This is a genomic window from Caproiciproducens lactatisolvens (assembly GCF_052443335.1).
Taxonomy (GTDB): Bacteria; Bacillota; Clostridia; order Oscillospirales; family Acutalibacteraceae; genus Caproiciproducens.
Map to the genome: position 1 here is coordinate 3,009,695 of NZ_CP195750.1, position 13,201 is coordinate 3,022,895.

Sequence of the window (13,201 nt, forward strand, 5' to 3'; positions counted from 1 at the left end):
GAGCGATCAATATGGGCGACAATCAAAAAGCTCCGCGCGACAAATTTTCGTTAGACGAGATTTTAGCGGAAGCGCGCACTTTGGAAACAGGAAAACAGGAGCCTGCGCCCACCGAACAAAAGGCAAAGGCTGACCCGGGACGAAAAAAAGCGGTTGCCACGCCGGAGGAAATTGCCCGGCAGGCAAAAATCGCTCTGGACGCAAAAGTCTCCTCTCTTCCGGAGCATCCCGCCGCGCCGGAACCGGAAAAGAAAAAAGGCCGCGGCAGGGGACTTTTCAAACGCCGCAAGCGGGATTTTCCGGAGCCGGAGGAGGACGGGGACATTTACTACGGCCTCCAGCTGCGGTCGCTGGAGGACTACCGCGAAGAATATGGGAAAATAGAGGCCCCCGTGCCCCATCCGGAAAAGAAAGAGGGAGACCCGGTCTTTTCCTATCTTTTCAGTGAAACCGGCGACGACGTGGTGGACGACGAGGTTGCCGAACGGTTCGAGCGTCTTCACAGCGAACGCAAAAAGCGTGTGAAAAAAATCATGAGCCAAGTCGGTCTGGATGAGGGCGATATCTTTTCCCTGTACGAGGACCAGCCGGCCGGCGAAGGCCCGAAGGCGAAAGAACCGCCGCCGGAGCCGGAAGAACCCGGGGAGCCGTATGCTCCGACCGTGATTCCTCCCGTTCCGCGGCCCGCCCCCGGCCCGGCTCCCCAGCCAAAACCGGAGATAGCGCCCGGCCCCGCGCCGCAGCCGGAAATACGCGAGCCTCACCCGGAACCGGTGTTCCAGCCGTCGGCCCCGCCGATGACCCCGCAGACGCCGTTCCAGCCCGACGCCGTTCCTTCCATCCGCTGCCGGCTTTCGGAAGAGCCGGTCAAGGAGCCCGTGGCGGCGCCGGCGGTAAAGGAAGAGGTCCCGCCTCCGCCCCCCGTCAGGGAACCGGGGAAGCCGGTTCCGCAGTCGGCGGAAAACGTCCGCGGCTACCGGGCGAATTTCAGAAAGCCCGTTCATTTTATCCAACTGAATAATTATGAGGAAGTTTTGTCTGAAGCGGCGGCGGGCTATCCGCCCGCCAGGCCGAAGCAGCCTCCGCCGCCGATCCGGATTCCCGTCGAACCGTCCGGCGGCGCGGGCGTGCCGGAGGAAGGCGCGGAGCAGACGGAAGAATTTTCCGAGGAAGCTCCGCAGCCCATCCCCTTCCCCGAGCCCGTTCCCTCCCTGGCCATGGACCCCGAAGAAGGAGAGGCGCTCGAAAGCTCTTTCCAGCCGGAGGAAGAGGACGGAACCAAACCGGAGAAAAAGAAAAGCTTCAGCGTGTTCGGGAACGAGGAGGAGGACAACGACTCCACCGACAACCTGCCCGGCGAACCGGAGGAGCTGGACGACTACCAAAGCCCGTCGGACGCTCCCTCCATCTTCCACGACCTCAGCGCCAATATCCGAACGCTGTATCTCCGGCTGGCCGTTACGGGCATCAGCTTTGTGATTCTCCTGATTTCCGGTATCCTGCGGGATGATTCCTCCCTGCTGCCGGAAATGGTCCGGGACTGGACGGGAGCGCAGCCGTACATAATTCTGAACCTTGTATTCCTGCTGACCGCCACCGCTTTCAGCATCACGCCCATCCTGAACGGATTAAAGGGGCTGGTCACGTTCCAGGCAAACGCGGACAGCGGCGTTGCCGTTGCGGATATCGCCGCGCTCATCCAGAATATTTCCCTGCTGTTTTCCGTGCAGAGCCTGCAGACGGGGAATCTGCATCTGTACTCCATCCTTGTGGTCATGGCCCTGTTTTTAAACGCCGCGGGGAAGCTCAGCTTTGCCAGGCGGATCGACCGCAATTTCCATTTTGTCGCCGCGCCCGACCAGAAACAGTCCGTGCAGCTTTTTGACGACCATAACATCGCGCTGCAGATGACGAGCGGCTGCGTGATGGACGCGCCGGTCGTCGCCTATCAGACAAAGACGAATTTTTTAAAGCAGTTTTTAAGCCTTTCCTATGAGCCGGACCCAAGCGAGCAGTCCTCACAGGTAGCGGCTCCCATCGGATTCGTATCTTCTCTCATACTGTGCATTGTTACCCTCCTGTTATTTAAGGATATTTTCAGCGCGCTGACCGCCTTCGCGGCTGCCGCGTGCGTCTGCGTCCCCTTTGTCAATATGCTCAGCGTCAACCTTCCGGTCAACCGGGTCAGCCGTATCGCCGCCCGCTGCGGCGCGATGATCGTCGGCTATCCGGCGATCGACCGGTTCAGCGGGGTCAACGCCGTGCTGGTGGACGCGAAAGAGCTGTTCCCCAAGGGCACCGTCGTGCTGAACGCGATCAAGACCTTCGGCGGGCAGCGCATCGACGACGCCATTGTGGACGCCACCGCCCTGATGTGCGCGGTGGGCGGGCCGTTAAGCGACCTGTTCGACCAGATCATCAAGAGCCGCCGCGACATGCTGCCGAAAATCGACAATACCGTCTACGAGGACGACAAGGGCGTTACCGGGTGGGTTTCCGGACGGAGGATTCTGGTGGGCAGCCGCAAGCTGATGGAAGCCCACAGCATTGAGCCGCCCTCGCGCGATTATGAAGAAAAATACATCCGCACCGGAAAGAGAATCGTTTATCTGGCCTCCGGCGGAGAGCTGGTCGCCATGTTCGTGGTCTCCTACAATTCCGACCGCCGCCGCGCAATGGAGCTAAGGCGCATGGAGGACAACGGCATCAGCCTGATCGTGCGCACCTGCGACCCGAACATCACCCCGGCTCTGCTCGCGGAATGCTTCGGGCTGGACGAACACTCCGTGCGCGTGCTGCCCGAGCGGCTGGGGAGCATCTATACCGAAATGACCGCTTCCCCGCAGGAGCGTTCCGGAGCGATTATGGCCACAAAGGGCCGTCCGACCGCCATGATGCGTCTGCTGACGGCGTGCGTCCGCCAGCGCAGCAACATCTCCATCGCGCTTGCCCTGCAGAACGTCGCGGTGATTCTCGGCCTTCTGCTGGTCGCGTTTTTGACCTGCTACTCCGGGCTCGGCCAGCTGACCGTCACCGCGCTGATGATTTACGAGCTGTTCTGGGCGGCGGCAATCCTGATTGTGCCCAGGCTTCGCAAGCCCTGATTTCAACACGGATTGTGAGAAAAACACATGAAGAAAGACCTTTATAAGCGCATGGCGATGGTGTGCGTCGGCACCCTGATCATGGGCTTTGCCGTGTCCCTTTCCGTATATGCCCGCCTGGGAACGGACCCCTGCACCTGTATGAACACCGGGCTGGCGCGCCTGCTCGGCATGAGCTTCGGCGTATGGCAGCTGATCATGAACAGCATTGTGCTGATTTTCACCTTCTTCTTCGCCCGCGATAAGATCGGCTTCGGCACGATCGTCAACATGGTCGCCATCGGCTTCCTGGTGGATTTTTTCAGCTGGCTCTACACCTTTTTCCTGCCACCCGTGCCACCGCTTTTTCTCAGGATCGCCTGCATGCTTCTGGGCATCGGCATCCTCGCTTTTACCGCCGCGCTTTACATGTATCCCGATCTGGGCGTTTCGCCCTACGACAGCATCGGCTTCATCCTCTCCCGCTTCCTTCACGCGCAGTACCGCTGGTGCCGCGTCGGCTACGACGTTACGGCCGTCCTCCTCGGCGCCTCTTTGGGCGGCGTTGCGGGGATCGGCACCGTCATCACCGCGTTCTGTATGGGGCCGCTGATTAAATTTTTCGGCGACCGGATGCCGAAATGGTTCCCCCTTGAAAGGAACCCCCTGATAAGCAAATAAAAAAGACCCGAAAAGACGTTTTTCGTCTTCTCAGGTCTTTTTTCTGCTTCCATCCACAGAGGCTATTACAAAGTCCGCTTCTCGTGAATCGGCTATTTCAGAAAGCCGTCGATGATTTTCTGTGTTCCGGCGTTGTCGTCCGACACGCACAGGATGACATATTTTCCGCTTTTCACCAGAACGGGCGATTTCAGCTTCGCCATTTCCTGCGGCTGATAATCCGTAAAACCGGCCCGCTGGTCTTCTATTCTGTTCTGTGCGGCCTCTTCCACCTTCCCGGCGGAAGCTTCGTCCTTTGCCTCAAAAACCGCCACTTCCTCCGCCGTGGCCCCGGTGCTTTCATAAACGTCCGATTTGGAAACGGTGCTTTCGTCAAGCCCGTACAGCTTGAGCGCCGTTTTACTGTCGAGCTTCGACATTTGATCCGCAAACCGGATCGAGGATATCAGTTTTTCCGCGACCTCCCCGGTGTCCACCGACTTCGGGGCGCCCGCGGCACAGCCCGCCGCAAACAGCAGCGCGCCCGCCAGAATAACCATGACCGCTCTTTTCATTTTCTTCCTAATCCCTTTCCCCATTCGTGTGCGCCCGCAGGTACTCACACCATTTTTTGCAGTATTCCCTGTTCAAATGCACTCCGTCGGCCGAAGCGTCTTCGGGCAGGTTTCCCTCCGAATCGGAAACCGCCGTATTGACCGCGAGATAGCGCACCCTGCTTTTCGCGGCCATCTCTTTGATTGCTTGATTGTAGGCTTCGATTTTCTGGTTGTTATACACCTTATCCGTGCCGGATTTTTTCGCCGTCACCGGAAGGATGGACTGTACGTAAATCACAGCGCCCGGCTGGCTGGTTTTGATTCCGTCAATGACCTTCTGATAGTCCTGAATAAAGGTGTTGAAGCTGCTCCAGCCAAGCTCGTTTACGCCCAGCATAATATAGATTTTCCCGTATTTCTTTTCTTTAAGCGCCTGCATCACCGGCAATTTTTTACCGTGGATTTCAATGGACGGCTTCGTGAAGATCGTGCTGACCATCAGCCCTTTTACGGCGTAGTAGGTCGCGTTGTCCAGCCCGTCATAATTTCGCAGCGCTTCCGTCCGGCTGTCCCCGATCAACAGCGCATCGTCAAAATATCCCGCCGGAGCGACGGCGTCCTGCGGGGTGCTGCTGAGCGGTACGGCGGGCGACGAAATCACCTCGGGCGGATGGCTGGCCGCCACCGACTCTGCCTTTGACGGACTGCTGCTGACCGGCGGCGCGCTGCTCACCGTCTTCGGAACGGAGCTCTGCGTCCGCGCGGCGCCGTGGACCATCTGGCTGATTCCCCTGAAGGCGGCAAAGGCGCCCAGCCCGATCAGATACAGGACCCCCGCCAGAAAGATGCAAATGGCCACTCTTCGAAAAAAACGCCTTCTTTTGTATTGTTTGTACCTTGTAACCTGCATATAACCGCACCCCGCGTTTACTGACAGCCATCTGCAAAATAAAGCGACGATATTTCAAACGGTTTTTCTGATTCCCCATTCAGAAAAGCCGTAATTCGATACTCCCTCTTGATTTGTTGCGCTCACTGTCGTGCTTATCTTGGAACGTTCCAACGGGTTCTATTATACCCCAAAACCAGTTTTTTGGGAAGTACAAAACAAGGGTATGACAAAACTGTCATGCCCTTGTAATCATTGTTATCATTTGCTTTGGATGGTCACAGACCTGTAACCGTTGCTTCTTCTGAAAGATTATTTCTGCGCTTCGAAAACCGCAACCGCACAGGCCACCGTAGCGCCGACCATCGGGTTGTTGCCCATGCCGATCAGGCCCATCATTTCCACGTGCGCGGGGACGGAAGAGGAGCCGGCAAACTGAGCGTCGCCGTGCATGCGTCCCATGGAATCCGTCAGTCCGTAGGAAGCGGGGCCGGCGCCCATGTTGTCCGGATGCAGGGTGCGGCCGGTGCCGCCGCCGCTGGCGACGGAGAAATACTTCCTGCCGTTTTCCTGCGCCCACTTCTTGTAGGTGCCGGCGACCAGATGCTGGAAGCGGGTCGGGTTGGTGGAGTTGCCGGTGATGGAAACGTCGACGCCCTCCGCCTGCATGATCGCAACGCCCTCGCGGACGTCGTTCGCGCCGTAGCACTTGACCGCCGCGCGCTCACCGTCGGAGAAAGCCTTTGTCTCAACGACCTTCAGCTCGTCGTTGAAGAAGTCGAAATCGGTCTTTACATAGGTAAAGCCGTTGACTCTTGAAATGATATACGCGGCGTCCTTGCCGAGGCCGTTCAGGATAATCCGGAGCGGCTCCTTGCGGGCGCGGTTCGCGGTGCGGGCAATTCCGATGGCGCCTTCGGCGGCGGCAAAGGATTCGTGGCCCGCCAGGAAAGCAAAGCACTTCGTCTCGTCACGCAGGAGCATGGCGCCCAGGTTGCCGTGGCCCAGGCCGACTTTTCTCTGCTCGGCGACGGAACCGGGAACGCAGAACGCTTCCAGACCGGCCCCGATCTTTTCGGCGGCCTCGGCGGCGGACTTTACGCCGGTCTTGACTCCGATTGCACAGCCGAGGGTATAGGCCCAGCTTGCGTTCTCAAACGCGATGGGCTGTACGCCCTTGACAATTTTATCTACATCGATCCCTTTGGAAAGGCAAAGGTCGCGAGCGTCTTCGAGGCTGGCAAGGCCATACTCGGCAAGACACTTCTCTATTTTGGCCATTCTTCTTTCTTTTCCTTCAAACATGACATCGTTAGCCATATAGTTTGTCCTCCTTTATGGTCTTTATTATTCTTCACGCGGGTCAATATACTTTGCCGCGTTGTCAAAGCGGCCGTACTGGCCGATGTTCTTTTTATAAGCCTCTTCCGGGCTCACGCCGTGACGGATATCCTCCATCATCTTGCCGAGCTTGACAAACTGATAACCGATTACCTCGTTGTTCTCATCCAGCGCGGTTTTCAAAACATAGCCTTCCGCCATTTCCATGTAGCGGACGCCCTTCGCGCCGGTGCTGTACATGGTGCCGACCTGGGAACGGAGCCCCTTGCCAAGGTCTTCCAGACCCGCGCCGATCGGAAGCCCGCCCTCGGAAAACGCCGTCTGGCTGCGGCCGTAGGCGAGCTGCTTGAAGATTTCTCTCATGGCGACGTTGATCGCGTCGCAGACAAGGTCCGTGTTCAGGCACTCGAGCAGGGTTTTGCCCGGCAGGATCTCGGCGGCCATCGCCGCGGAGTGGGTCATGCCGGAGCAGCCGATGGTTTCCACCAGAGCCTCCTGTACAATACCTTCCTTCACATTCAGAGTCAGCTTGCAGGCGCCCTGCTGCGGCGCGCACCAGCCCACGCCGTGGCTCAAACCGGAAATATCCTTGATTTCATATGCCTTGACCCATTTCCCTTCTTCAGGAATCGGTGCGGGGCCGTGTTTTGGGCCCTTTGTTACAGTACACATTTTTTCCACTTCTGGGGAATAATTCATATCGGTACTCCTTTCGGTTTCAGTATTGGTTTTATTTCCATACAACCAAACATACTGTTTTATTATAGTTTATTTTTTGCCTTTTATCAATAGAAACATGTCCAATAATTAATAATTTAACAAATAGAAGCCGAGGAACCCGCGCCCTGAAATTCTTCCATAAATTCCCATGAAAAAATAAAGGTCGGATTCTTGTATCAGCCGTCGAAAAATGCTACGATAAAGGCAAATCTAATATATTGGGGAGATAAAAATGCAAGAACCGAACTCTGCGTACCAAAACCCTGCGGTCTATGAAGACAGCGCGCCTCTTTCCATCGGCAGTTATCTGGTCATGATGCTCGTGGGGGCGATCCCCGTGGTGGGCCTCGTCATGATGCTTGTGTGGGCGTTCAGCGGCAGCGCCAACACCAACCGCAAAAATTACGCTCGCGCCTTTCTGATCGTGATGTTGATCGGCGTTGTTCTCAGCATCATTTTCGGAGCGGCTTTCGTTTCGCTCCTTTCTTCCATCGGGGCGGCAAGTTACTGATCGGTTCAGCGCAGACGGCGGACGGGGTTCCGCCGTCTTTTTTTCTTCTGACCCGGCGGGGCCAATATTCATGAATTCTTCTTTATTTTTATCAAGCCGTATGATATACTGATTTTATATGCAAAATCTATAATTGATTTTCTACGATATTTCAGAGGTGACTTTATGAGTAATATTCTGACCGCCTTTTTCGGCAATTACAGCAAACGCGAGCTGAAGCGCATTCAGCCAGTCTGTGATGCCGTTCTGGCACTGGAGGACAAGTATAAAGGGATGTCCAACGAAGAGCTGATCGCCCAGACCCCCGCGCTGAAGGAGCGCCTGTCGAACGGGGAAACGCTCGACGGCATCCTGCCGGACGCCTTCGCGGTCTGCCGCGAGGCCTCGGACCGCGTTCTGGGGATGCGCCACTTCCCGGTGCAGATCATCGGCGGGATCGTGCTTCACCAGGGCCGCATCAGCGAAATGAAGACCGGCGAAGGAAAAACGCTGGTCGCCACCCTTCCGGCCTACCTGAACGCCCTGTCCGGAAAAGGCGTTCATGTTGTAACCGTCAACGACTACCTTGCCCGCCGCGACTCCGAATGGATGGGCAAAATCTACCGCTTTCTGGGCCTGAGCGTCGGCCTGATCGTACACGATCTGGAAAACGACGAGCGCAAGAAGGCGTACAACGCCGATATCACCTACGGCACAAACAACGAGTACGGCTTCGACTACCTGCGCGACAACATGGTCATTTACAAGGAAAACAAAGTGCAGCGCGGCCACAACTTCGCCATCGTCGACGAAGTGGACTCCATCCTCATCGACGAGGCCCGCACCCCGCTGATCATTTCCGGCCAGGGCGACAAGTCCACGGAGCTTTACAATGTGGCCGACCACTTAGCGCAGACCCTGAAAATGGTGAAGGTCGCGGAGCTGAACGACAAAGAGGACAACGACGAGCTGTACAAGGGCGCCGATTATATTGTGGACGAAAAGGCAAAGACCGCCACGCTGACGCAGTCCGGCGTGAAGAAGGCCGAAGCCTATTTCAAGCTTGACAACCTGACCGACGCCGACAACATCACGATCCAGCACCACATCAACCAGGCGATCAAGGCGCGCGGCGTCATGCAGAAGGATATCGACTACGTCGTCAAGGACGGCGAGGTCATCATCGTCGACGAGTTCACCGGCCGCCTGATGTACGGCCGCCGCTACAACGAGGGCCTGCACCAGGCGATTGAGGCCAAGGAAGGCGTAAAGGTCGCGCATGAAAGCAAAACGCTCGCCACGATCACCTTCCAGAATTTCTTCCGGTTATACGACAAGCTTTCCGGTATGACCGGCACCGCCATGACGGAAGAGGAAGAATTCCGTGAAATCTACAAGCTGGACGTCGTCGAGGTCCCGACCAACAAGCCGATGGTCCGCAAGGACTTCCCGGATGTTGTCTATAAGACGGAGAAAGCGAAATTCAACGCGGTCATCGAGGATATCATCGAGCATCACGAAAAGGGGCAGCCGGTTCTGGTCGGCACCATTTCCATTGAAAAGTCGGAAGAGCTCAGCGCGCTGCTGCGCCGCCGCGGCGTCAGGCACGAAGTGCTGAACGCGAAATACCACGACAAGGAAGCGGAAATCGTCGCGCAGGCCGGCCACAAGGGCGCCGTCACCATCGCCACCAACATGGCCGGACGCGGCACCGACATTGTGCTGGGCGGCAACAGCGAATATATGGCGAAGTCCGAAATGCGCCGCCTGCAGTTCTCGGAAGAGCTCATCAGCGAGTCCACCGCCTACTCCGAGACAGCGGATGAAGAAATTTTAAACGCCCGCAGGACCTTTGCGGAGCTGGATAAAAAATACAAGGCTCAGATCAAACAGGAAGCGGAAGAGGTCAAAGCCGCCGGCGGCCTTTACATCATCGGTACGGAGCGCCACGAATCCCGCCGTATCGACAACCAGCTGCGCGGACGTTCCGGCCGTCAGGGCGACCCCGGCATGAGCCGTTTCTACATTTCGCTGGAAGACGATCTCATGCGTCTGTTCGGCGGCGAGCGCATCAATAACCTGATGGAACGCCTGAATGTGGATGAAAACACCCCGATCGAAAACAAAATGCTCAGCAATACCATTGAGGGCGCCCAGCGCAAGATCGAGGGCCGCAACTTCGGCATCCGCAAAAACGTCCTCCAGTTCGACGACGTCATGAGCCGCCAGCGTGAAATCATCTACGGCCAGCGCGACCAGGTGCTGAACGGAGAAAATATTAAGGACCAGATCATCAAGATGATCGAGCAGGCCATCGAGTCCCAGGTACACCAGTACATGCCCGAAACCGCGCTGCACGACGACTGGAATTTCCAGGGCCTGCGCGACCACTACATGGGCTGGCTGCTCACCCCGGAGGATCTGGTTTACACCAAGGAAGAGATCGAAAAGCTGGAGCCCGATTATGTCAGGAACGAGCTGATCGAAAAAGCGAAAGCGCTGTACGAAAAACGCGAGCAGCAGTTCGGAGAGGAAATCACCCGCGAGCTCGAGCGCGTCATCCTTCTGAAAAACGTCGACTCCGAGTGGATGGACCATATCGACGCCATGGAAGAGCTGCAGAAGGGCATCCGCCTGCGCGCCTACGGCCAGCACGACCCGGTGGTCGAGTACCGTCTGGAAGGCTTCGACATGTTCGACGCGATGATCGCGACCATCCGCGAAAACACCGCGCGCATGATGCTCACCGTCCAGCTCCGTTCCGCGGAAGAACCGAAGCGCGAGCAGGTCGCCACGCCGACCATGAGCAGCGGCGGCGACGGCAGCGACACGAACCGCACCGTGCGCAAAGGCAAGAAGCCGGGCCGCAACGACCCGTGCCCGTGCGGCAGCGGCAAAAAATATAAAAAATGCTGCGGCAGGGATGATTAATCCTGTTTGAAACGAGCGGTAGGACCTTGATAAAGGCCTACCGCTTTTTTGTCTCTCCATTTTGGATTTCACGGATTTCCACGATATCCTCCGGAGCCTTCAGATAAAATTCTTCCGTTTCGCACTGCGCTCTCTGTAAAATTTCAATTGCCCTGCTGACTTCGCGGAATAAAACGCCATACATTTTTCGATAATCGGACATCATCATTCTTCCTTTCCGTATTCCCTAAATAGAACTGATAAGTACTATATAAAGCAGAATAACACCTGCTTATGGTATTGTCAATAGTATAGAAAAGTACTATGGGAAGGTGTGGTGCCATTGTATTTCCCAAGGCTGAAGGATTTGCGCAACGACAGGGATCTGCTGCAAAGGGATATCGCGGCGCTCCTAAAGATCAGTCAGACGGTTTATTCCCGATACGAAAGAGGATATCAGACCATTCCTGTGGAACATCTTCTCACTCTGGCCGATTTTTACCATACTTCCACCGACTATCTCTTGGGCCGGACAAACAATCCGAATCCTGCGCCAAAATAGAAACAGCATGGAGTCCGGCTGAACTCCATGCTGTTTTCTATTTGGAGGTTTTCATGCCTCCGCGCCCGGAAGTGAGGGTTTTGACCAGGTCGAACACGTAATTGCTGCCCCGGCTGACGAGGATCCCCGTCAGGATGCTGCCGACAAGCGGAACCGAGGTTTTCATCCCCACCATGGCCAGCATGTCGACCCCGTAGGCGACAGTAACGAATACGCCCAGCAGGATGGAAAAGACCATTTCCCATTTCAGGACCCCTTTGACAAAGAACTGGTTGATATAGGTAATGACCCCTTCCACGATGACCGCCAGAAAAAACAAGCCGAAATACTCCATAGGACCGCCCTCCTCATCTGACCGCCGCGGCGTGTTTCGCCGCAGCCCGGTTTCCCTTTGCCTGTTTCCATTCTATGCGGGAAATCCGCCGTTCAATACAGAGTCCGAAAGTTTTGACTCCCGGTGAGGGACCATGCGGTCGGGAAGCGGACCTTCCGGTCAGGAAGCGCCTACGGTGATGTTCACAGGCAGTTATTCCTGGGGGAACTCCCTCCGTCGCGCCGGGCGCGCCGCCTCCCTCTAAGAGGGAGGCAGGGGGTTAGGCAATAAGCAGGCCGACAAAAAGGGCCCGCCGCCTGGCAGGCCCCTGATAATTTTATTCGCCGAACATATCCTTGATCTTATCGATAAAATTCTTACGCTTCTGATAGTTCTTTTCCTCGGCGACATTGTCGAACTCCTGCAGGATTTCCTTCTGCCGCTGGGTCAGGTTTTTCGGCACCTCAATCGTCATGCGCACGAACTGGTCGCCGCGCCCGTGCCCGCCGATCCGGGGGATGCCCTTGCCCTTCAGCTTAAATACGTCGCCGGGCTGTGTGCCCTCGCGCACATGGTAGCTGACGCGGCCGTCGATGGTCGGCACGACGACCTCCGCGCCGAGCGCCGCCTGGGTATAGGTAATCGGCACCTCGCACCAGATGTCGTTGCCGCGACGCTCAAAAATGGGATGGGGCCGCACATTGACATACACGCGCAGATCGCCGCCCGGACCGCCGTTGGTTCCGGCGTTTCCCTGTCCGCTTACGCTGAGAATCTGCTCGTTGTCGATCCCGGCGGGGATGTTGACCTCAATCGTTTTCTGCCGGCGTATCCGTCCGGTCCCGCCGCAGGTTCCGCAGGGATTGTCGATCACCTTTCCGGTCCCGCCGCAGCGGTCGCAGCTTCTGCTGGTCTGTACCACGCCGAACGGCGTGCGCTGGCTGATGCGCACTTGTCCCGTTCCGCCGCAGTTCGGGCAGGTTTTGGCGGAGGTCCCCTTCTTTGCGCCGGTGCCGCCGCAGTCGCTGCAGGTATCTATCTTCTGGTAGGATATATTTTTGCGGCAGCCCTTTGCCGCTTCCTCAAAGCTTATGTTTACCGTCGCCTCGGTGTCGCTGCCGCGCCGCGGCGCGTTCGGGCTGGCGGAACGGCCTCCAAAGCCGCCGCCAAAACCGCCGCCAAAAAAGCTGTTGAATATGTCGCCCAGATCAATGTCGCCGGTAAAGGGGCTCCCTCCGCCCGTACCGCCGCCGAAGTTGGGATCGACGCCCGCGTGGCCGAACTGGTCGTAGCGCGCTTTTTTATCCTTATCGGAAAGCACCTCGTATGCTTCGTTTACCTCTTTGAATTTTGCCTCGGCTGTCTTGTCCCCCGGGTTTAAATCCGGGTGATACTGCTTCGCAAGCTTACGGTAAGCCTTTTTGATCTCTTCGTCCGTGGCATTTTTCGGCACGCCCATTACTTCATAATAATCCCTTTTATCAGCCAAACCAAATCACTCCTAAAATAATGAAAAATGAATAAATGAAGGAGGAAGAGTCCCTTGGCGTTCCTTCAAAATGCATTTTACTGTTATTGCTGAAATTGCCGCTCAACCCATGATTGCCAGCTCCCCCAAACGAAGAGCTGGCCACCACAGTCATTCATCTTTCATGAATCGTTATTCATTGTAAAAA

12 protein-coding genes are annotated in these 13,201 nt (G+C 56.6%); 5 read left to right on the forward strand and 7 right to left on the reverse strand.

Annotation, left to right across the window (positions count from 1 at the left end):
- Nucleotides 1-11 precede the first annotated feature (11 nt).
- Entirely contained in the window at nucleotides 12-3,104 is a 3,093-nt protein-coding gene (locus tag ACRQV7_RS14855; RefSeq protein ID WP_444658848.1) for a hypothetical protein, read from the forward strand.
- 27 nt (nucleotides 3,105-3,131) lie between these two features.
- Nucleotides 3,132-3,764: a YczE/YyaS/YitT family protein gene (locus tag ACRQV7_RS14860; RefSeq protein WP_444658849.1), complete on the forward strand. Its 633-nt coding sequence runs from the start codon at nucleotides 3,132-3,134 to the stop codon at nucleotides 3,762-3,764.
- Between the two features lie 92 nt (nucleotides 3,765-3,856).
- Here ACRQV7_RS14860 and ACRQV7_RS14865 read toward each other — a convergent pair whose 3' ends face one another.
- The 4 genes from ACRQV7_RS14865 to ACRQV7_RS14880 form a co-directional block, all read right to left on the reverse strand.
- On the reverse strand, nucleotides 3,857-4,342 hold the full coding sequence (locus ACRQV7_RS14865; protein WP_444658850.1) for a DUF4358 domain-containing protein: 486 nt from the start codon (nucleotides 4,340-4,342) through the stop codon (nucleotides 3,857-3,859).
- Entirely contained in the window at nucleotides 4,326-5,159 is an 834-nt protein-coding gene (locus ACRQV7_RS14870; RefSeq protein WP_444658851.1) for a GDSL-type esterase/lipase family protein, read from the reverse strand. The genes ACRQV7_RS14865 and ACRQV7_RS14870 overlap by 17 nt, the downstream gene beginning before the upstream one ends.
- A 342-nt stretch (nucleotides 5,160-5,501) precedes the next feature.
- Complete coding sequence (locus tag ACRQV7_RS14875; RefSeq protein ID WP_038326093.1) at nucleotides 5,502-6,509, reverse strand: GGGtGRT protein; 1,008 nt, start codon at nucleotides 6,507-6,509, stop codon at nucleotides 5,502-5,504.
- A 27-nt stretch (nucleotides 6,510-6,536) separates the two neighbouring features.
- Nucleotides 6,537-7,229, reverse strand: coding sequence for an iron-sulfur cluster assembly scaffold protein (locus tag ACRQV7_RS14880; RefSeq protein ID WP_275714395.1), 693 nt, complete (start codon nucleotides 7,227-7,229; stop codon nucleotides 6,537-6,539).
- A 253-nt stretch (nucleotides 7,230-7,482) separates the two neighbouring features.
- Between ACRQV7_RS14880 and ACRQV7_RS14885 the strand changes: the two genes are divergently transcribed.
- Complete coding sequence (locus tag ACRQV7_RS14885) at nucleotides 7,483-7,761, forward strand: hypothetical protein (protein WP_275714397.1); 279 nt, start codon at nucleotides 7,483-7,485, stop codon at nucleotides 7,759-7,761.
- A 165-nt stretch (nucleotides 7,762-7,926) separates the two neighbouring features.
- A complete protein-coding gene (gene secA / locus ACRQV7_RS14890; protein ID WP_444658852.1) occupies nucleotides 7,927-10,671 on the forward strand; it encodes a preprotein translocase subunit SecA in 2,745 nt (914 codons plus the stop codon).
- Between the two features lie 37 nt (nucleotides 10,672-10,708).
- Here the strand turns inward: secA and ACRQV7_RS14895 are convergent, their stop codons facing one another.
- Nucleotides 10,709-10,873 (reverse strand): hypothetical protein, encoded by a 165-nt coding sequence (locus ACRQV7_RS14895; RefSeq protein ID WP_444658853.1) that lies wholly within the window; start codon nucleotides 10,871-10,873, stop codon nucleotides 10,709-10,711.
- A 120-nt stretch (nucleotides 10,874-10,993) separates the two neighbouring features.
- Here ACRQV7_RS14895 and ACRQV7_RS14900 point away from each other — a divergent pair, with 120 nt between their 5' ends.
- A complete protein-coding gene (locus ACRQV7_RS14900; RefSeq protein WP_444658854.1) occupies nucleotides 10,994-11,212 on the forward strand; it encodes a helix-turn-helix domain-containing protein in 219 nt (72 codons plus the stop codon).
- Between the two features lie 37 nt (nucleotides 11,213-11,249).
- On the opposite strand, the gene ACRQV7_RS14905 is transcribed toward ACRQV7_RS14900, so the two are convergent.
- Both ACRQV7_RS14905 and dnaJ read right to left on the reverse strand, forming a co-directional pair.
- Nucleotides 11,250-11,546 carry a hypothetical protein gene (locus ACRQV7_RS14905; protein WP_038326097.1) on the reverse strand — a complete coding sequence of 99 codons (297 nt, stop codon included), beginning with the start codon at nucleotides 11,544-11,546 and terminating at the stop codon, nucleotides 11,250-11,252.
- 316 nt (nucleotides 11,547-11,862) lie between these two features.
- A complete protein-coding gene (gene dnaJ, locus ACRQV7_RS14910) occupies nucleotides 11,863-13,014 on the reverse strand; it encodes a molecular chaperone DnaJ (RefSeq protein ID WP_444658855.1) in 1,152 nt (383 codons plus the stop codon).
- Between the last annotated feature and the right edge of the window lie 187 nt (nucleotides 13,015-13,201).